Raw genomic sequence first — 20,924 nt, forward strand, 5'->3', positions numbered from 1 at the left:
AACAAACAAGGAGGAGCTTTCGGCTCCTCCTTGTTTGTTGTTAAGTATGAAAGTTGGCCACCGCGTTTTGCAATTGCTCTGCCAGTTGGACCAGATGTTGGCTGGAAGAAGCAATCTCCTCCATAGACGCAGACTGTTCTTCAGTAGCTGCTGATATAGTTTGTGACTGACTGGAAATCTCGCAGCTAACTGTTTCCGTTTCCTGCATCGCCTCAAGAACAGAGTAACTGCTATCTGCTAGTTTGTTCATTCCCTCTGCAGTTTTTTGGATAATAACTGAAACCTCTCTAATATGCACCTCAATATCCTGAAAATATCCACCTGCACTGTTAACAACCTCAGAACCGCGTCTAACTTCCTGAGTACCGCTTCCCATGGCATTGACTGCATCAGCCGTCTTTCCTTGAATTTCACTAATCAAAAGTGCTATCTGCTTGGCCGCCTCTTGTGATTGCTCTGCGAGCTTACGCACCTCTTCAGCGACTACGGCAAACCCCCGCCCCTGTTCACCGGCACGGGCCGCTTCAATGGCAGCATTCAAAGCCAACAGGTTGGTCTGTCCGGCAATACCAGAAATGGTTTCGACAATTTTCCCAATTCTCTTAGAGTATTCGCCAAGTTCTGTAACCACTTGCGCTGAAGCATCTACCGTCTGTTGTATGCTGTTCATCTGGCTTATAGCCATACTAACAGCTTTATTGCCTTCATTAGCAGCATTTACCGCGTTATGAGCCATCTCTATAGCACTTTTGCTCTGCGCTGACTCCTGTCTAGTACTCTCGGCAATTTCTCTCACCTGAACCATGGCTTTTCCTACAGCAGTTACCTGCTGCTCGGCACCACGCGCCGTCTCTGTAATCGACCCGGCTACCTGGTTGGCCGCTTGCGCCGACTGTTCGGTATTAATCGTTAGTTCTTGCGAAAAAACAGTTAGCCGGCCGGAAGAATCACTAATCTGCCGTACTAATTGACAAAGGTTGGCGGCCATATTCTCAAAAGATCGTGCCAGACTTCCCATTTCATCCTGCGAGTTAACAGGAATCTGAGTCACACTAAGATCGCCGCCGGCTATACGGTTTGCCGCATCTTGCAATATTGTTAGCGGCCCGGCGATATGAGCCGCTACCCTTAAGATAATAACAACCGCCAGAATAAGTACAATAACTATCGAAAGTAGCGAAGTCCAGGTAAATGATGTCAGTTTACCGGTAACTTCATGTACAGGCACAACTACCGCAATCGCCCAGGAAGTTTCTCGAATGGGAGCATAAGCTACATATCTTTCCACCCCTAAGTTTTGGTATTCAGCAAAGCCTTTTTCTCCTTTCACCATTTTTCCCAAAGCTGCCTTCATGACAGAATTGGTGTTAGGATCTTGCAGGGCATTTACTTTGCCTTCTAGTTCTTTGTTCGGATGAAGTATTATCATGCCATCACTGCGAGCTACAAAAGCATAACCAGTATCAGCAACTTTTATTTGTTCAACCAGTTTTCCTAACTCCGCAATATTTACTACTCCTGCCGTTACCCCTATAATTGTACCGTTTACTTTAACAGGTGTGGCAATAACCACTATCGGTTTGCCTGTTCCCTTGGAAATAATTGGATCCGATACTACAGTCTTACCTTGTACTGCCTGCTTAAAGTGCTCACGATCCGCGTCATTACGGACCACGCCCTCGGCGTTAATTGACATTCCTGTAATATCAAACCACAGCATTGTCTCATAAACGCTGTTATTCTTGACTTCGGCAGCAAGGTATTGCCTTATTGCTTCCTTGTTGCCACTAGTTAAAACAGGAGTTCGGGCAATAGTAACCATTTCAGTTTTATATAGATCAAGCCAGGAAGCGATTTCTTCACTATGTCTTTCTGCTGTTATAGCAAATTCAGTTTTTACGTCCTGCGTTAACAGATTCTTAGCCTGCCAATAGTTCAGACCGGCTAACCCCCCTAGCGCAAGCGTAAACAAAACACCAATAATCAGCGTAAGCTTTGCTTGAATCTTCACAAACAAAGTCCCCCCCTTTTTTCAATTACACCAAATGACAAAAGCGTTGAAAGGCCCAAGCTCCTAGATAGGGCAAGGAACTTTTTTCAACGCCAGAATCATTTGTTACAATTTTGCTAAGTTAGAAAAAGAATAAATTTTTATGTTTTTTGGCTATTAACTACTTTTTGGCAGCCGTAAGGTCGGCTTGACATTTGCTGCAAGTTTTCTTCGTTGGCTGATTTAACGCACCACATGAAGGGCATTTTATCGGTTTAGCTACAGTCGGTGGTCTAAAACACATTTTAACAACTCCTACTAGTTATTGAACTCGCATATAATCTGGTTAATCAGGGTAAAGGTAAATCCACCTTGCATTTTTTACATGTAGTCCTTGCCCCTGGATTCAGTGTCCCACATTCGGGACATTTAATTGGTTTTCTGTTTTTGCTGCCAGCAAAATGGCTTTCCATATTTGCAGTTCCTGGATCTACAGCTACTTTCTTATCTTGATCTTCCATATTATCCTCCCTAAAATCAAAAGAAATTTATATACTGTCTGAATGAAAACATCAGACAAAACTCAACTCTAATTTTTTAAAGAGCGGCTTTTAAAGCAATGTCACCTGCATTAAGACTTTGGTCAACAACAATATCTTTTTCATAGGTTTGATAACCATTGGCCGAAATTGTTAACACATAGTTACCGACCTCAAGTTTTCTGAACCAAAAATCACCAAAGTCATCAGTAGTTGCATTTAGCGCAACACCTGTTGCTTTGCAGGTTAAAGTAGTTTTGGCATTTTCGATTACTTCGTCTTTTTCCGCATCATAAACCAAGCCTGCAACGAATACTTTAGGTAGGTTTACATAGTACACTCTAGGTTTTGCGCCAACTTCAGGAAGCATAATTTCTGCTTTGGCAATTAAATCGGCAAATTCACTTTCTTCACCGAACTTAATGCAATCATGCGGGCAAGCCTCCACGCAGCGCGGTTCTTTGCCTTCATCAACTAAATGGGCGCAGCCTGTGCATTTTTGAGGGATCTTCAATTCTTCGTTCCAGTAAACGGCTTTATAGGGGCAAGCTTCAACAATTACTTTTTGTCCCTGGGCTTTTTCCGGATCAATAATAACAAGTCCATCCGGACGTTTGTAAACGGCATCATTTTTAGCTACTTCCATACAAGGTGCGTTATCGCAGTGCATGCAGCCTTGGGGGACATACTCTAATTTTACTTTGGGAACCTGACCATGCGTTTTTTCCGTCATTTTCATCCAAAAATGACCGGTATCAGGTTGTGGTTTTGCAATTGGTGACCAATCATTTTCAACGTGTTCATCTTTACAAACTAATTGACAGTTATAGCAACCATTGCAGTTTTCAACATCAATGACAAAAACTTTCATTTATTTACACCACCTTAGTTTTTTTCAATAACTCTAGAAGTCAGAATTTGTCCAGAGTGCGGACAATATGGTCTGTTGAATTGTTCCGGATATTGCTTAGCTAATTCAAGTTCATCTACTTTACTAATTCCAACTAAGAAACCGCTAGTAACCTCACCTGAACAATTTTGAGATACGGTGTTGGTGGGGCAAATAAGATTGTTTGCACCAGCGCGATCAGATTCTCCGGCTACGATTGGGTCAAGGCGGGATCCATGATCCTGATAAATGACATGTGGCATGATTCTTTCTGTTACATAGGCTGCACCAAGCACCCAGCCGCGTTCATTATGAAGTTTTACAACATCACCATGTGCGATGCCTTGCTTTTTAGCATCAATCGGATTAATCCATACCGGCTCATACATATAACCGTCTCTAGCTCTCATTTTGCAGGTAGGAATTTCGCGTAACCAGGTTACATCATCCATGTTTGCATGTACCCGCCAGCGAGGATGGTTAGAGACTAACAAGTAAGGATATTGCTCGCTTCTTGGATGCAAATAGCTTTCTTGGTGGGTTTTACCAAAAGGAATAAATTTCGGATGTGGGGGACGTTCTTCGTCATCCGGGAAATATTCAGAAAGATTTTCAGAAGTAAATTCTAGTTTTCCAGATGGAGTCGTCATTGGATTTGCTTCTGGATCATTCGCAAAATCGCCGAACCCTGGGACAACATCTTTCCAGTTCTCATCGGTAGGAACAACGCAGATTTCTTTTTCGCGGAACTCGTCATAGTTCATTAATGTTTGACATCCAGACATTTCAAAGCCTCGTTTAATCAAATCTTCATAAGTCATGCCTTTAGTGTACTCTTCATATACACCTAGCTTTTTGGCAATTTCACAAACACATTCATAGTCGCTTTTAGCTTCTCCACGAGGTTCAACGCATTGTCCCTCATAATACAGGCTATTAAATGCACCACTTTGATTATCGCAAGCAATATCTTCTTGTTCAAATTTACTGCTTACCGGTAAAATCAGATCGGCAAATAAGCAGTCGTTTTCAAGCCATGGATGTTGCGCCAGAACGAATTCTATTTTGGGGCTCCTTAATGCCTTAATCATACTGTTGCCGCCATTCCAGCAAGTTGTCCAGCATGGAGTATCTGTCCAGATCATATGAAGTTCGGAACCATCCTCTTCGATTGGGTACTGATACTCAACGAACTGGTCGTCTGCCGGGAACCCGGAAGAAGTAACTCCGTACCAAGTCATAGGATTTTCAGCTGTCCAGTCACCTAATATGGCTTTGGGAATTAACGTTTTCGGTAAAAACTGACCGGAAATATCGTAGGTAGCGCCATTATAAGCACCACCAACATTTGGGATTACTTTCGATTTAGGACAAGGATAATATTCATGTAACCCGTATTGGCCGAATTCGATGAATTTTAATTGACCACGCCCTGGTTTGCCAAGGCCTTGCATGGCAAGTAAGCAGCCTTCCAAACGGGCAGGTTCACTAGAATACCCTGAACGGATATAAGAGCCGCCGTTGCAGTGACCAATTGTCGTAGCGTCTTTTGCCCATTTTCTAGCCAGCGCTTTGATCGTATAGGTTGGAACACCACAGATTTTTGAGGCCCACTCTGGAGTTTTCGCTTCGCCATCTTCTTCGCCCATAACGTATTGTTTCATGGGTTCAAAGCCAACCGTATGAGTAGCGATATATTCTTTATCGTAAGTATCTTCTTTAATCCAAGTATACATAATTGCCAATTGTAAGGCCGCATCTGTATTAGGAATAACAGGAATCCATTTATCAGCCCAAACAGCGCCGCTATAGTTGAGGTCTGGAGAAATATATACTGATTTTATGCCAATTTCTTTGAACCAACGACTGAGACGACTTGGATTTTGCCCACCCCAGCCCCAAGTATTGGTTTCAGGATCACAACCCCAGTACAATAGCATTTTTGTATTGTTGGAAACATCCCACCACATATTTTTTTGGAGACCTTGGCCAATAGGCTCACAACCCCAAAAATGCTTAATACCCCAGTACCAACCTTCCCAACTGTCGGCATTTCTTGCTTGCGTAGTCGATCCGCCAAGTAATTCAAGAAGATTTTTTTGACAACCATGTGGACCATGGATTGCTTTAGTTTCGCCATGGCCGTCACCTTGAGAAAGGATAGCATATGGACCATATTGTTTATGAATACGTTTGATTTCATTAGCGATGATGTCTGTAGCTTCATCCCAGCTAATTCTTACAAATTTGCTTTCCCCACGATTTTCTGTATTTCTCTCACCATTGGGGTCCCAGTCAACCCGTTTTAACGGATAAAGTACACGGTTTTTTGAAAACATTCTCTTTTTATATATATAACTGAATGGAGGCAACAGAGTCTTCATTTTGGGCTCAAACGTTTTGCCTCTAACTTCAATTTTCCAAGGATTAAGTTCTTCTTGCTTGTATTTTTTATCAAACTTAGCAGGACGAATACGTAATACTTTACCGTCTTTTACATCAACTTCTGCGGTATTCGCTCCAATGCCAAAACCACAAAAACCAAGTCCTTTATAATAGGTTTTTATTTCGCTATTCTTCTTAGACATTTTTTTCCTCCCTTACTTAATTAGATATTTAGTAAATGTAGCTATAACCGAAACGTTACCTCCTTCTCTGTATAAACTCCTCTTCAGCTACTGTCCTGCTACTTACTATAAAAAGTCATATCTTCCTGTTAAATCTATTAGCCATACCAGAGTCCGTGCTAAAGTAGCTGAAGATGAAAAAGTATGAGAAACATCTACAATGATATAAAAAGCAAAAACCGTGCCAAAAGTAAAAGTTTACTATATCTAAACATAATAATCTAACCTTTTTAAATACAATAAACACTTACCCTTGTGTGCTTAGAATCCAATCAACAAGCACATCTGAGCCTACATTTACAAAGCCAAAAAATCTTCAATAATTTTGCAAAATTTGGAGTTAGAGAGATAATATTCAATTGGTTTTTTCATAAAACGGGCTACATTTGGACGCAACATTTTCCCACCCTTGCGACTTCTTCCGGCTTATGGGATTCCCTTGATAGAACTCTATACTATCGCTAACTTACTTTCGATAACTCGTGAGCGATCAGTTGTAAGCAGAACAGTCAGCGCACTAATAAGCGGAACACAGGCGAAAACAATAAAATTCATCGGCACAGAAACCTGGTTTGCTAATAAAACACCACCAACCATCGGACCAATAATACCGCCAATGCGGCCAACACCGTAACCCCAGGTTGTACCTGTCGCCCGGATGGTCAACGAATAATTCTGGGCAATATATGAGCCTGATACTCCCATTAGTGCATGTTGACAAGCACCGGTGAAAAAAATCATCACCGAAAGCAGCATCGGCGTTTTAATTACTCCCAATACACTGGTAAAAGCCGCAATAATAATCGTGATAGCTAATAATGTCCATCTGCCGCCAAATTTGTCCTGAGCCCAACCAGAAAGTGGAATCCCCACAACAAATCCTGCATTCCAGACCAGTGTAAACCATAAACTGAAGTTTAGTGACCAACCCTGTAGTGTCATTAATTTAGGTAACCAGACTACAATGCCAAAGGTAAACACATAATTAGCAATCATCATAATCCATAACAAAATCGTGTTTCTGGCCTCGCCAGCCTTGAACAAAGCTAAAGGATTGTCCTTACCGGAATGTTGACAGTTAAATTTGTAATCGTCCTCTGTCGTGGGCGTAAACTCTGGGTTCGCGGCAACCAATACCTGAGCAATTTTTTCTCGTTTCCCCTTTTTCAAATAATACGCCAATGATTCAGGCAAAAAACATTGCCAAATAACTAAGAGTAAGGGAACAGCCGCAGCATAAAACATGACCCGCCAACCAAACTCAGCTAACAGAGCCAGTCCTACCAGGGTTGCCAAAACGGTACCTATGGCTTGACCGGACGTAACCCAAACAACGAGGCGACTCCGGATAGGTTTGGGAGAATATTCTGAAGTAAACGCAACAACAAGAGGAAAAGCCCCTGCCAATCCCATACCGGCAATAAAGCGGTACACTGCAAACTCAGTAAATCCTCGGGCAAAACCTACTGCCACAGTAAAAATACAATAAATTGCTGTCGCCAATATAATGGCGCGTCTTCTCCCAATCCACTCAGCAATTGGCCCAAAGGCAAAAGATCCTAGAATCATTCCTGCAAAGCCATAGCTGCCTAGCCAGCCGATCTCAACCGGACTTAAATGCCAGTCTGCCATAAGCGACGGGATGACCAGTGAGAAACAATTGAGGTCAAATCCATCAAAAATTGATGTTAACATGCAAATGACAATAATGTTACGGTAAAACCTGTTAAAACTACTCTGGTCAATTACCTCATTGATGAAAACTGATCTCATCCAAAAACCTCCTGTTTTGATTTTTTAAATAAATTACTTGTGCATTAAACATGCCAAATTGCAACAACCATTAAACTGCCCAGTTAGCAGCCTTACAGAGTTACTGACCTTTTTCATTTCTAGGAATTACCTCGCAAAAATGGGAAACTTCCTATTTTTGATTTTTTATTTTTCAATTATCGAGAATTATCATCATATTAACTAGTAATTTTTTTCCTCTAGACAAAAAGAGTGAGGCTTGGGAAACTTAGATAAGTTTTCCAAAGCCTCACTTTATTTTGATTTGTTAGCAATGTTAAATTGCACCAAGACATATAATGCCTCGCTTACATCCTAAACTTATTCACTGCTCCTTGTAACTGCTCTGCCAATTGAGCTAAATAGTGGCTGGAAGAAGATATTTCTTCCATTGATGCCAATTGCTCCTCTGTGGCGGCCGAAATGCTTTGTGTCTGACTAGAAATCTCACGGCTAAAGGTTTCAACTTCTTTCATTGATTCAACTACTTGTTGACTGGAAGCGGCAAGCTGTTGCATGCCGTCTGCTGCCGCTTGGGCAATCGAAGCAACCTTTTTTATATGCAGGTCAATATCAGTAAAGGCTTTACCAGCCTGATCAACCACGTCAGATCCTGTTTTTACTTCTTGGGTACCGTTAGCCATTGCGATTACAGCCTTATCGGTTTTACTCTGAATATCACCAATGAGTGTTGCAATTTGTTTAGCTGCTTCTTGGGATTGCTCAGCCAATTTTCTAACTTCTTCGGCTACGACGGCAAATCCTCGTCCCTGTTCGCCTGCTCGTGCCGCTTCAATCGCAGCGTTTAACGCAAGTAAATTAGTTTGACCAGCAATACCGGAAATTGTTTCGACAATTTGTCCAATTTCTTTAGACTGTTCTCCTAGTTCGGCAACGACCTGGGCAGAATTATCTACGGTCTGCCGGATACTATTCATTTGACTAATAGCACTTTCAACAGCTTGATTTCCCTCTGCTGCCGCACTCACAGCCTTAGCTGTAATATCGATTACATTTCCTGTTTTAATGGCCTCTGCATGAGCACCAGACGCAATTTTTTCTACAAGCAATAGGGCCTTATCGACAACAGCTACCTGATCGCCGACTCCCTGAGCAGTACTTGTAACTGAAGTACTTACCTGACCTGCTACTTGCGCTAACTGCTCGGCATTAGCGGTTAGTTCTTGCGAAGACGCAGCAACCTGTTCGGATGATCCGTTGATCTGTTGTACCAGACCACGTAAATTACCTACCATCGTTTCAAAAGCGTGGGCCAAATGCCCCATTTCATCCTTAGAGGAAATATTGATACTGCTCAAAGAGAGATCACCATCAGCAATACGCTCAGCTGCATCCTTGAGTATTTTCAATGGCGTAGCGATTTTATTTGCCACTATCAGCACAATAATGGCGGCAATAAGTAACACAATCAAACTTATGATTAGCGATGTCCAAGTAAATGTTTTTAATTTTGCCCTTACTTCACTACTCGGCACATTTACGGCAATTGACCAGTTATACCCTGGAATCGGCGCATAAGCTAGATATTTGCTAGTTCCAAGATAGTCATAGCTCACAATTCCCTGCTCTCCCTTAGTCATCTTTTCAGTAGCTGCTTTTAATTCCGGAGGTGCATTAGGGTCAGTCATGCTACTGACTTTGTTGACTAATTCTTTGTTAGGGTGCACCATTACTATTCCGTCTCCTCGGATTACATAGGCATACCCTGTATCACCGGCTTTTATTTCCAGAACTATTTTTTCGATTTCCTCAATATTAATTAGGGCCACAAGTACACCGGTGATACGATTTCCAGCGCGAATAGGAGTCGAAACAGCAACTACTAATTTATTGGTTTTTTTCGAAACTACAGGGTCAGAAACAACAGTTTCCCCCTTTATTGCGCGTTGGAAGTATTCGCGTTCTGCTAAAGTCCCTGTTTCATCTTTATAGTCAATATAATCGCCTTTGCCATCAATCCAAATCAAACTTTCATAAATCTTAGCATTGCTTAGTTCTGCGTTTAAATAAGGTACTATTATTTCACGAGTGCCGTTAACAATGACCGGAGAACGAGCAAGTGTTGCAATATCTCGTTTATTGCTGTCCAGCCATCCGCCGATTTGGACGGAACTGCCTTGCGCTTTACTGGCAAGATCTGTTTCGACATCTTGTAAAATGATTTTTTCCGCTTGCCAATAGTTCAAGCCTGATAATAGACCTAGTGCAATTATCAGTAAAGTAATAATAATTGCACCCAGTTTTAATTTTATACTGTTCATTTTTTCTCCTCACCATAATGAAATTGGGTAATGCCCCTAATAAAAACAAACCTCAACTTCTATATAATTAAAAATTAGCACTCTACTTCAAGCACTTCATATTCCATTGATCCCATGCCAACTTTGCTCGCGTGTTCAACCTGGACATTTCCATTCTGTTGATTATTGCTTCTGCACTCACGGGGATGATCATCTGGTAAGAACCATATCAACAATAATCGTATTAACCGATATAATGCAAATTTTTTCTGCTACGATCATCCCTGTAAAAGTAGAATCCACAAGCTAACAATATGAAACCAGACTAAGAATTTGCTATATCCTTTGAGGAAAAATAAGAAGCCGGGTAGAACCGAACCACTTACAGAATTATAGTATTATAACAAGAATATATATTTTCCTTATTACATTATTAAATTTATGTAAATAGCCGACTCTACCCTAATTACCACATTACTTAATCTAAAGCAGTTTCTAAGTTTTCCTCTTCGCTGCGTTTTTCTAAGGTTCTAAAAATAAACGCGAAAACTAGGCCCGCGACATTTAAACCTAAGGCAACCCAGAAGGCTTGTTCATAATTTCCTGTAGACTGTCGGACAGTGGCAGCGGTCATCGGACCAAAAATTGCCGCTAAACTGAAACCAATAAAGGTAATTCCATAGTTTACGCCAAAATTTTTCAATCCGTATCTTTCGCTGATAATTGATGGCATTGTACTCATGAAACCACCAAAAACTGCACCAACAGCGATAGCGGAAGCAGCAAATCCGGCTACGGAATCTGTTAACGCCAAGTTCAACATACCTAAGGCTGAAAGGGTATACATCACCATAATGGTATTTGCTCGTCCAATTTTATCCGATACGGCACCAAAAATAATTCGTCCTAAAGCATTGGATACAGCAACCAAGCTAACAAACAAAGCTGCGTCCATGGGAGACAACTTAAACATTTGTTGCCCAATCGGCGAGGCGAAAGCGGTAATCATCAATCCTGACATTGCTCCGCAAGTAAGCATGACCAGAATCACCCACCACACGCCGTCACGCAACATTTGAGACCAAACCATATCGCGAGCGGCAGGCTTGGAAATTTTAACATCAACAGGGGGATTCCAGCCCTCTGGCTTAAAACCCGCCGGAGCATTCTTTATTACCATTGAACACAGCATGATAATAACGAAGAATACGGCACCAAAAATTTTGAAAGTAGTTAATACACCAAAGCTGGTAATTAACGAACTGGCAATAGGGGCAACAATTGTAGCTCCGGAACCATATCCGGCTGCAACTAGACCTGAAGCTAAACCCCGTTTATCGGGAAAAAATTTTACGGTATTACCTAGTGTTCCGGCATAAATAACCCCGCCGCCGATACCAGCAAGCACACTATAAGTAACGTAAAGCATTTCTACGCTGGATACAAACCCGGTTACAAATAACCCTACACCAAACATAATACCACCAATAATAATATTGGATTTTGAGCCTAAACGGTCTTGAATGTACCCCCCTCCGATCATCGAGACCGGACTTAAAGCATGATTAATTGTAAAGGCCAAAGCAATGGAGGTTGCAGCCCAGCCAAAGGTTTTTCCTAACGGCAAGGCAAACACACTCCAAGCATATAATGTACCTATACAAATGTTAATTACCACTGCAGCAACAAGAATTAGCCATCGATTATACGTTTGTTGTGACAATTGTTTTACCTCTTCCTATACTGTAATTTCGATTTTTGTGTCAAATAAAGTCTCATTATTTCGGCTTCAAATGCGACATAGATAAAACTGTGATGTAGAAAAAGTGTTCCTTGGTGCCAAAGGCAAAAATTCTAGTGTTTTTCGCTTAAATAAAGACAGGCCTAATTATCTGGCCTGCCTTTATCCACTTACAACTTCCAGTGAATCAATTATTCATCAAAAGTGATAATCTTACTTTTTGTCTTCGTCTTTTGGTAATTCGGTCTTACAAAAAGGACAAACTTTTTGTTTAATGCCTGCCATCGCTGCGATTTTTTTACCACAGTTCGGGCATATTGTCGGCTTGGATAAGGCTGCTGGTCTAAAACACATTATATTGTACCTCCTTTATTGTTTAGTAATGCTCCCATCGTTTTTGCGTATTGGTTTCTACCCACCTCCTTTTATCGCTGTTTCGGGTTAATTTTCATCATCCCGCAAACGTGCTAATTTCAGCTTGCTAATAAGATAAGACTTGGCTTGCGCCGACGTCCTTTAGGACGCCGGCACAAGCTTTAGTCGTTCTATCCAGGGAAAGGTAACCTTTCCATCTGGATAAATAAATAACTATAGCCTGAGTAAAAGCAGAATTGCTATCATTCTTTAAAAATATTATGCATTAACTATGCCAACTTATTGCAATCATGATAAACCTGTGTATTACAAGGGTTAGTCCCGATTTTTCTTGCCTCTTACCGATAACTGCAGGTCTCGTTTTGAGATTCTAAAACCTTTGCTTAAAAGCTCGCAAATCAGAAAAATCAAGCGATATAAGCTACTCTTTTTTTTTAATCACAATATCATTTTAGGATTTTCTAAAATGCCTACCATCGCTATTTGTATTGTACAAATCATTCAAAAATTATAAGGATCATGGTGGTTTGTCTTTACGATCTTTGATTCACAACTTCAGCCTTAGTTTCAAATTGCTTACCCCTGCGACAACAAAACACCCCTGCAATACAAATTATAGTAAATATAATATAAGCAGTGCGAAAACAAGTTACTAACATTTGATTATAGCTAGCCGCATCGATTCCATCTAGGTAAACTGACATAACCAATGTCACGACAGCCATACTTATTGACTGACCAATATTCCGCATAGTTCCCGCTATAGATGAAGCAACTCCATAATCACTTTTATCGACAGCCCCCATAATAGCGCTATTATTAGGTGCGGCAAATAAAGCAAACCCGGCTCCAGCAATCGCCAAACTACCTGCAATCAACCAAAGGGACATTTCTGAAGTAACAAGGCTGAATGAAAATAGTCCTACTGCGCTTAGCGCCATACCATAGGAAGTCACTACCCGTGGATCAAAATGATCAGCTAAGTAGCCGCCAAGTGGCGCTAATAAAGCCGTAACTAACGGCTGAGAAATCATAATCAGGCCAGCTACATAGGAATCACATTTCATAACAAGTTGAAGCTGTAATGATACAAGAAATGCTATCGCAAATGTAGCACTATAATTGATCATGGCAGCTAAATTGCAATAAGCGAAAGCTGAGTTATGATGGAAAATCTGTATCCGTAGAAGCGGACAGGCTTGTTTTGATTCATACACAAAAAAATAAACCATGAGCACTAAGCCAATGCACAAACAATAAATGGCCCACTCCGTTTGAGCTAATGATGAAAAACCGAATAACGATAAGGCAAGCGCTAATACATAGCATACACTTCCTTGAAAATCAAAAGATTCCCCTTTAGCCCCCGTCCACTCTCCCCTAAGACGCCAAGCAGCCAGTAACGTTGCCAAAACACTTGCGAACCCAGTCAAATAAAAAATAACTCTCCAACTGAAATAGTGGCTAATCAATCCGCCGAGAGAAGGACCCAGTGATAACCCAATGTAAGCAACTGCAGTACAAAGTCCTAATACTTGCCCTCGCCTATGGGGTGGATAGATAGATGTTATGATAGCCATGCCGGTACTATAAATCATAGCACTGGCGATTCCTTGACATATTCTAAAAAGGATCATCCACCATATAGACCAAGCCACTCCGGATAATAGGGTAAAAAGGGAAAATAAAAACATCCCGATTATAAAGACCCTCTTCCGGCCAATAATGTCACTTAGTTTACCAAATGGAAGCAAAAAGGCAGCGGTAGCAAGAGAATAGCCTGTTACCAACCAGCTAAGAAGCAATGTCTGGCTGAAAAATTCAGTGCCAATAGCTGGAATGATAAGATTAACAGCACTGGTCATAAAAGGTGTTAAAAAATAGGCTGTCATTACAACAACTGTTGCAGTTTTTTCCATTGTAAGTTGTAGTTTCATGATTAGTTTCCTCCGTTGTAGACTAGATCTGCTCTATCACTAATCGCCTTAGAATCTAAGGCGACCCCCAAACATATGATAAAAACAAGCTGTGACAAATCCACTTCAACAAAAGAATCTATAAGATTTAGTCCAGTTAAAAGTAACATTGCACTTTTACAGATAAACGACACTCTAGCCACTTCCTTAATTATTTATGATGCCCACAAACCACAACTGGTCCCTTAAATAAAGGGACCAGTTGTGGTTTGTACACCGATACATATAATTTAGCTTATTATAATGTCATACTGGCCCGTTCCTGAGCAAGTTGGTCGAGAGATTTTCCTTTGGTTTCTCGTTTAACAAAAAGATAGGCCGCTAATCCGCCGATAACTGCCGGAATAATATAAAATAAGAATGACATCTGCGGCCCGAGGTTCATTGACATAATGAACCCGGCAACAATAGGTGCTAAAGCCCCTCCGAGCCGACCAAACGCCTGACACCAGGATACGCCTGTATTTCTAAATTCCGTTGGGTAACTCTCCGCCATAAGAGGTTGTACAGCAGTAATTGCATAGTTAATAGCAAAACCCATAAAAATATTGGCCGCAAGGATAGCTGCAAAATTACTTGGAACGAAAGCCATAATAAGAATCGAAACACCACCAATGAAGTAGCTGAAAATAAGATTTTTTCTACGACCAAATATTTCGGCGGCAAAGCCAGTAGAAGCATTGGCAATTACCGCAGCAGCATTATTGGCAATCGCCAATCCATAGGCAGATGAGAGTTTTAATCCTTTCTCCAACATCAAAGATGGCAACCAAGCGTTAATGCCATAAACGATAAAGCACCCACAGAAATATGTGAGCCAGACACCAGCAGTTGCCATTCTATAGTCCTTGGAAAAAAGAGCTTTAGGCCCAGCAACTTTGGACTTTGGCGGAACAACTAAGGCATTAGGATCCCAATCAGTTACTTTTCCAGTTGCGATTCTTTCAATATCTTGGAGAACCTTTACGGCCTCTTCCTTGCGTCCTTTATTAGCCAGCCAGTGAGCAGACTCGTGCATTCTAAAATGCAGGAATACCGCGTATAAGAAAGGTATTCCTCCTATCAGATAGCAAATTCTCCAGCCATGCGACGGAACAAGGAGCGTGGGGATAAGACCGCCCAGAACCCAACCAACAATCATCCATGCCATACCAAATGTAATAAATAGAGCCCGGCGGTTGGTGGGCGTAGTCTCTGAAAATATTGTTGTAACAACAGGAATGCAAGCGCCTAGCCCCACTCCAGTCAACACACGAAAAAAAGCATAGGCCTCAAAACTTTGGACAAAATAGATAGGAATGGTTAAAAGTGAATACGCAGCGATCGAGTATATCAACGTTTTCCTTCTACCAATTTTGTCTGAAATGATGCCGGCCAGTGCTCCCCCAATGATCAAACCGAAGAGACTCCAGGAAGACAGACTACCGGTTTGTACTTTGCTTAACGCCCATTCAGCGGATATTTGCGGCATAGTATAAGATACAACCATGTAATCATAGCCGTCAAAAACCATTGACATACCGAGAAAGAAAAAGATAGACCAGGTAAATTTGTTAACCCCAAAAGAATCGATTACTTCTGAAATGGTAAAATTCTTCACCTTTTTATTCTCCTTCCGCTAACCTTTGCGGTCATGCAAGAAATAAATAAAGTAAGTGGTTAAACTAGCCTGTAATTATTCAGATATTATTAATTGTTCAGAATATTTACAGCATAATATTTTTTTTATTACCGTAATTACCGTAATTAGCATAACTGCCGCAATAGGTTTCAATTTAAACCATCTAATACTAATACCACTCTTACTACAAGCGATACTGAACAATTGTCATGGAATTGACGGCCCAGCCTATCTGAAGATTATTCTTTTAAGCTAGGGTTGACCTAGCGTAAAAGAATAATGCCATAACGGTCCATATCGTGAAATGGAACACGTCATGGCACTTTATCTTTCACATTATAATTCTATGTCACTTAAACACGCACGGATCAGGGAAGAAATACAGCTACTCTTGTACCCTTTTCAGCAGCTTTTTTAGCCAGTTCTTCAATCGGGCCTACTTCCATACATTGACCTAGGCAATGAAGCTCACATGCTGCTTTCTCACCTTTAGCTAAGCGATCTTTACACAAGTCACAAAGTTGAGTAGGAACAGGAACAAAGTTCCATTCCCAATTATCGCCTTCAACGTTAAAGGGACCAACTTCAGTCATTTTTATCCCCCATTTGTCTTTGGGGATTTTTTTCTCGTTTCTGCAAGCAACTTCGCAGCTACGGCAACCTGTGCAATATTGATAATCGATCAAAATACCGTTCTTTGACATCCTTTTCCCTCCATTCTATTCTATAATCTTAGTCTTCTACCTTGTAAACTTTGCAGAGTATGCTCTTGAACGGAGCGCCGAAGCCAAGTTTACCGATATGTTTATGCGGGATTAGGGTATTGATGTTGGATTTCCAAACACCATATAAGTTTGGCTCTTCACCGTCTTCTTCTGGATACCACATGCCATGAGTTGCATGAACAACATCTGGCTTAATGGCAGGCATCAGATGAGCTCTTTCTTTACATTTACCAAATTGGTTTTCAATATAGACCCAGTCGCCTTCTTTGATACCAAGTTTGGCAGCAGTAGCTGGATTAATTTCCAAAATCGGATCTGGATCAATAGTACGCAAAGTTTCAATTTGTCTATGTTCTGAATGGAAGGAGGTAACTTTTCTAGCACCGGTAGTCAATACCAATGGATATTCCTTCGCAAGTTCAGGAGTGCTTACCGGGCTATATGGTGGCTCTTTGTAATAAGGAAGCGGATCTTCGCCCCATTCTTCAAAGAGTGTCGAGCAAAGTTCAACTTTACCTGTTACTGTATTAAAGCCAGGCTCACCATCATATCTCAAGAGGCCTTTTTCATGTTTACGATAGGTGTACCCAGGTTGGTATACACCGGCTTCTCTCAAGCCGTTAAAGTCAATGCCAATTTCTGGTTTGAGTTGGTCGGTGAAGAAATCTTCAACGCTTTCCCAAGGCCAGTTTTCAGGATTGAGGCGTTTACCCAATTCAATGCAAACCTCAATATCAGATTTACATTCGCCAACAGAGAAGGCTTTGTTCATTGCGCCTATGAAAATGGCATTCCGACCAAAGTGAGTCAGAACTACACCATCATGCTCAGCAAATGTTGGCAATGGCAGGAAGACATCGGCAAAAGCCATAGCAGTCGGAGTCATGAAGCAATCCTGTACAACGTTGAATTCCAGCGTTTTAAGAGCTTTATACCATCTTTGAGGAGCAGCTGAGTTGGTAGGAGTGATAAAGTTACTGCTGTTGAACCAACCCATTCTGAGTTTGTAAGGTTTACCTGATTCCAGAGTATCCAAAGTTTCGTCTGGATGAGTGGTAGCCAGAGCAGTAGCCAGTGCTGGCCATTCTTTTGCTCCGATACGTTTATCCCAAAGTTCTTCAGAAATCTGAGACCGGGTCTCAACACGCCATTTGCCAAGTAATGCAGCCGGTGGCCCTAATGTAATGCCACCTGGCACGTCGAGGTTGCCAGTGATGGCAGAGATCGAAAGAATAGCGTGACCAAGTTGAACGCCATTCGGATTTTCGTCGACAGCCAGACCCCACTGAATGGCAGTAGGTTTAGCTGTAGCCATAGCTCTAGCACATTCTCTGATTTTTTCAGCAGGGATACCAGTGATCTCTGCCACTTTTTCTACTGGATATTGTTGAACGCGTTCTTTAAGTTCTTCAAAACCATAGCACCAGTCTTCAACAAACTTATGATCATAGAGATCTTCGTTGATGATGACATTCAAGAAGCCAAGAGCCAATGCGGTATCTGTGCCTGGTCGTAATTGCATCCAATATGCTGCCCGGCAAGAAAGGAAATTCAACCGTGGGTCAATGGAAATAATCTTGGTTCCGCGTTTCATCATATCAATAATGGAGTGACCATAGAATCCATCAGGATTTGACCATAATGGCATTTTGCCCCAAAGCACTAAATATTCCGGTACTTTATATCCAGGATGGTCATAACGGTCTGGGTAGTGACCCGCAAAGTCGATTTCCGGATAACCTGCGCCTAAGATATAGTCAGTGATAGCGCAACGAGGTCCGTAGCAAGACCAACCGCTCAAAGGATAGCAAACATTTGGAGTTTGCAGTGAGGAGAACCCAAGCGGATAATAGTACAAGCAAGCTTCCCTACCAGTACCGCCAAATACAACGATCGACTCAGCACCATGATTTTTCTTAAATCCGTTTACTTTCTCTACAATGATGTCCCAGGCTTCATCCCAGGTGATTTTTACCCATTTATCTTTACCGCGATCCTCAAGAGCACGTTTCATAGGATAAATAATGCGGTCGGGATGATGTACAAACTCTGGTAAAGATAAGCATCTTACGCATAAACGGCCTTGGCTAATAGGATGTTCAGGGTCACCCTCAACTTTAACCAGCTTACCATCTTTAACAGTTAATTTCATGCCGCAGCCTACTGGATGATCTCCCGGGGGTGACCAACCACAAGTCCGAACTGTATAACTACCGTCCTCGTGTATTTTTTTCCATTCTTTTTCCACGATCTCACCAACCCTTTCAAAAACTCTCTTTTACTTTGAACAATCCAAGCATGTGTTTTTGCTTCAAAACACCTCCTCAGGCGTTTGACAGACCAGAGCACCTTTTTTCTTAGTCTCGATTTATTTAACTTGCAAAAAGCTGTACAGCTATAGTTTGGATATCCGTTCAGTTGCTTGTCTGCCCGAAGAAGTATTATTGCAATAAACATGCCAACTCTCTTTATAACCCGAAAGCTGCTCTTTTCTTGGATTATTCGGCGTTCTTCGTTAATTCACAAAAACGCAAATATTCTTTTTTTAGGAATCATAAACTCTAGCTTATAAGTCTGCAAACCTGGGAAAACACCAGAATATTGGATAATCCTTTTTTGCGACCAATATGTCATTATAGGATCTCATTTAGCGAAAGCATTGTAGATGTTAGCGGCATATAAACAGCATATGTTTTCAGCAAAAAAGGATTGTATAAGCCGTTGGATAAATTGCGATCAGAAAGACGACTACGTCCTTCCTCATTCGAAGTAGCCATCTTTCTTATTCTTTATGATAGCAAGGAAGCATTAAATTGCAGCTTTCGCTATTCGGTTATTCCAAGCCGAACATACAAAAACTGCCTTTGCTCTTCTCAAAGACACTTCCAGCTTAACTGACCACAATTTATCCACATCGCTTCTGGTGACCCTGTGAGCATTAGACAGACTTATTTTTTTGTGAAATTTGCTGAACCATAGTTCTGTCCGGGTTTACGCTTTGATGGTGGCACTTGAGAATTATCAACTGCTTTCTCTTTGCCAGCCTCCTCTGTCTTTGGAGCCTTTTCCTCTTTATTTTCTGTCATAGAAAATCACCTCCTTTATGTCAGAACTATTAAGCAATAATCATGCCAGCTTATTTATAATCCTGAAGATCCGCGTATCTTCAGGGTTTATAGCTTATTTACTTTACCTAAAGCACCCCTTACTTAATCTCTTTTTGGGATGGTTAAATTATTGCTTGCCGCTCTGTAATGCAGGGAAATCGCTGAAAATCAGGCAGTCTAAAATTAGGAGCATAATGTCATTTTAGGATTCATAAACCTAATTGGATTAATTGGACATAAAAAAATTACCTTTATATTGCAAATTGACCATTTTTCCTTTATATTCAAAGAAGAAACGCTATTTTATTAGATGTCTACTAGTTTTCAATACAAACCAATTTGGAGGTACAGATATGAAAAATGCAATTGTCATATTTACGAAGGTTCCCAAAACCGGCGACAACAAGACCCGACTCACTGTAGAACGTGGCGGCATATTAACACTGGAAGAAGCCAAAGAGTTTTATGAAGCCTCTCTATTGGATGTGATTGATAGCTGTATTACCGCAGATTGCTGTGATATATATATTTGCCAAAATTTAGCCGGAGATAAAAATTACCTGAATCAGCTCATTGAATCGACATTCGGCCATGGCGCTCTCAAAGAAATCTTCAAGGATGAAGGACATTCGTTTGACCAAGGCATGCAATATGCGGTTGACTACATATTTAAAGATGGGTCTGACCAACGGCTGGCAGACAGTGTATTTATCCTAGGTGGAGATACCCCTACACTCCAGGCCTCCACAATTCAAGAAGCCGTAAAAAAACTTGAATTGATAGCCTCCATTCCTGAGGCATTTACTTGTGCAAAACAGACACATATTGCTAATCCAATAATTGGTGCCGGAATCATCGAATCTGTCGATCAAGAAGGTGGTTTTAATTTAATCGGCTACACGTACTCTACACCATTTTCATTTAATGGCGCTTTCTATAACCCAGATGGCATAACAGCCTTGGATATGATTGCTTATAAAGCCGCAGAAAAAAACATTCCTATTAACCTTGTTGAAATGATCCCTGATATTGACTTGCCGGCAGATCTGGCCAGCTTACTTCCTGTACTTAGTACACTTAAGCTTGTCCGTCAATACGATTCGAACATTGTATTGCCAAAAAGAACGATACGTTATTTAGAAGAATTAGGTCTCCAAGCCTCGGCCCCAATATCCGAGATTGTCGACTAACTATATGGAAAAACGGCTTTCGTCAACCTTTGACGAAAGCCGTTTTTGATATTATCCAAAAAATTATCCTCTCTGGGCAAAAACGCAAAATA

General features: G+C 41.2%; 15 protein-coding genes. 1 reads left to right on the plus strand and 14 read right to left on the minus strand.

Going from position 1 to position 20,924, the window contains the following annotated elements:
* Positions 1-40: 40 nt before the first annotated feature.
* The 14 genes from ACZ449_RS17480 to ACZ449_RS17545 form a co-directional block, all read right to left on the minus strand.
* Positions 41-2,011 carry a methyl-accepting chemotaxis protein gene (locus ACZ449_RS17480; RefSeq protein ID WP_464257340.1) on the minus strand — a complete coding sequence of 657 codons (1,971 nt, stop codon included), beginning with the start codon at positions 2,009-2,011 and terminating at the stop codon, positions 41-43.
* A 160-nt stretch (positions 2,012-2,171) separates the two neighbouring features.
* Positions 2,172-2,294, minus strand: coding sequence for a hypothetical protein (locus tag ACZ449_RS17485; protein ID WP_464257341.1), 123 nt, complete (start codon positions 2,292-2,294; stop codon positions 2,172-2,174).
* A gap of 46 nt (positions 2,295-2,340) precedes the next feature.
* The gene (locus tag ACZ449_RS17490) at positions 2,341-2,511 is read right to left on the minus strand and encodes a hypothetical protein (protein ID WP_464257342.1); all 171 of its coding nucleotides are present in this window, start codon (positions 2,509-2,511) and stop codon (positions 2,341-2,343) included.
* 76 nt (positions 2,512-2,587) lie between these two features.
* Entirely contained in the window at positions 2,588-3,400 is an 813-nt protein-coding gene (locus ACZ449_RS17495) for a 4Fe-4S dicluster domain-containing protein (RefSeq protein WP_464257343.1), read from the minus strand.
* 14 nt (positions 3,401-3,414) lie between these two features.
* Positions 3,415-6,006: a molybdopterin-dependent oxidoreductase gene (locus ACZ449_RS17500; protein ID WP_464257344.1), complete on the minus strand. Its 2,592-nt coding sequence runs from the start codon at positions 6,004-6,006 to the stop codon at positions 3,415-3,417.
* Between the two features lie 489 nt (positions 6,007-6,495).
* Positions 6,496-7,818, minus strand: coding sequence for an MFS transporter (locus ACZ449_RS17505; protein ID WP_464257345.1), 1,323 nt, complete (start codon positions 7,816-7,818; stop codon positions 6,496-6,498).
* A gap of 326 nt (positions 7,819-8,144) precedes the next feature.
* A complete protein-coding gene (locus ACZ449_RS17510; RefSeq protein WP_464257346.1) occupies positions 8,145-10,118 on the minus strand; it encodes a methyl-accepting chemotaxis protein in 1,974 nt (657 codons plus the stop codon).
* A gap of 457 nt (positions 10,119-10,575) precedes the next feature.
* A complete protein-coding gene (locus ACZ449_RS17515) occupies positions 10,576-11,820 on the minus strand; it encodes an L-lactate MFS transporter (protein WP_464257347.1) in 1,245 nt (414 codons plus the stop codon).
* Between the two features lie 231 nt (positions 11,821-12,051).
* Positions 12,052-12,192, minus strand: coding sequence for a hypothetical protein (locus ACZ449_RS17520; RefSeq protein ID WP_144034135.1), 141 nt, complete (start codon positions 12,190-12,192; stop codon positions 12,052-12,054).
* 554 nt (positions 12,193-12,746) lie between these two features.
* Positions 12,747-14,150 (minus strand): MFS transporter, encoded by a 1,404-nt coding sequence (locus ACZ449_RS17525; RefSeq protein WP_464257348.1) that lies wholly within the window; start codon positions 14,148-14,150, stop codon positions 12,747-12,749.
* A 277-nt stretch (positions 14,151-14,427) separates the two neighbouring features.
* Positions 14,428-15,789: an MFS transporter gene (locus ACZ449_RS17530; RefSeq protein WP_464257349.1), complete on the minus strand. Its 1,362-nt coding sequence runs from the start codon at positions 15,787-15,789 to the stop codon at positions 14,428-14,430.
* Between the two features lie 389 nt (positions 15,790-16,178).
* Positions 16,179-16,514: a hypothetical protein gene (locus ACZ449_RS17535; protein ID WP_464257350.1), complete on the minus strand. Its 336-nt coding sequence runs from the start codon at positions 16,512-16,514 to the stop codon at positions 16,179-16,181.
* A 28-nt stretch (positions 16,515-16,542) separates the two neighbouring features.
* The gene (locus tag ACZ449_RS17540; protein WP_464257351.1) at positions 16,543-18,687 is read right to left on the minus strand and encodes a molybdopterin-dependent oxidoreductase; all 2,145 of its coding nucleotides are present in this window, start codon (positions 18,685-18,687) and stop codon (positions 16,543-16,545) included.
* A gap of 796 nt (positions 18,688-19,483) precedes the next feature.
* On the minus strand, positions 19,484-19,621 hold the full coding sequence (locus ACZ449_RS17545; protein ID WP_464257352.1) for a hypothetical protein: 138 nt from the start codon (positions 19,619-19,621) through the stop codon (positions 19,484-19,486).
* Between the two features lie 374 nt (positions 19,622-19,995).
* On the opposite strand from ACZ449_RS17545, the gene ACZ449_RS17550 reads away from it, so the two are divergent.
* Complete coding sequence (locus ACZ449_RS17550; protein WP_464257353.1) at positions 19,996-20,832, plus strand: TIGR04282 family arsenosugar biosynthesis glycosyltransferase; 837 nt, start codon at positions 19,996-19,998, stop codon at positions 20,830-20,832.
* The last annotated feature ends 92 nt before the right edge of the window (positions 20,833-20,924 follow it).

The organism is Desulfosporomusa polytropa (assembly GCF_055380075.1).

Bases quoted from the DNA above. Each gene is read 5' to 3' on its own strand.
- ACZ449_RS17485 (WP_464257341.1), bottom strand. From the start codon at position 2,294: ATGTGTTTTAGACCACCGACTGTAGCTAAACCGATAAAATGCCCTTCA.
- ACZ449_RS17490 (WP_464257342.1), bottom strand. From the start codon at position 2,511: ATGGAAGATCAAGATAAGAAAGTAGCTGTAGATCCAGGAACTGCAAAT.
- ACZ449_RS17495 (WP_464257343.1), bottom strand. From the start codon at position 3,400: ATGAAAGTTTTTGTCATTGATGTTGAAAACTGCAATGGTTGCTATAAC.
- ACZ449_RS17500 (WP_464257344.1), bottom strand. From the start codon at position 6,006: ATGTCTAAGAAGAATAGCGAAATAAAAACCTATTATAAAGGACTTGGT.
- ACZ449_RS17505 (WP_464257345.1), bottom strand. From the start codon at position 7,818: ATGAGATCAGTTTTCATCAATGAGGTAATTGACCAGAGTAGTTTTAAC.
- ACZ449_RS17510 (WP_464257346.1), bottom strand. From the start codon at position 10,118: ATGAACAGTATAAAATTAAAACTGGGTGCAATTATTATTACTTTACTG.
- ACZ449_RS17520 (WP_144034135.1), bottom strand. From the start codon at position 12,192: ATGTGTTTTAGACCAGCAGCCTTATCCAAGCCGACAATATGCCCGAAC.
- ACZ449_RS17525 (WP_464257348.1), bottom strand. From the start codon at position 14,150: ATGAAACTACAACTTACAATGGAAAAAACTGCAACAGTTGTTGTAATG.
- ACZ449_RS17535 (WP_464257350.1), bottom strand. From the start codon at position 16,514: ATGTCAAAGAACGGTATTTTGATCGATTATCAATATTGCACAGGTTGC.
- ACZ449_RS17540 (WP_464257351.1), bottom strand. From the start codon at position 18,687: ATGAAATTAACTGTTAAAGATGGTAAGCTGGTTAAAGTTGAGGGTGAC.
- ACZ449_RS17545 (WP_464257352.1), bottom strand. From the start codon at position 19,621: ATGACAGAAAATAAAGAGGAAAAGGCTCCAAAGACAGAGGAGGCTGGC.
- ACZ449_RS17550 (WP_464257353.1), top strand. From the start codon at position 19,996: ATGAAAAATGCAATTGTCATATTTACGAAGGTTCCCAAAACCGGCGAC.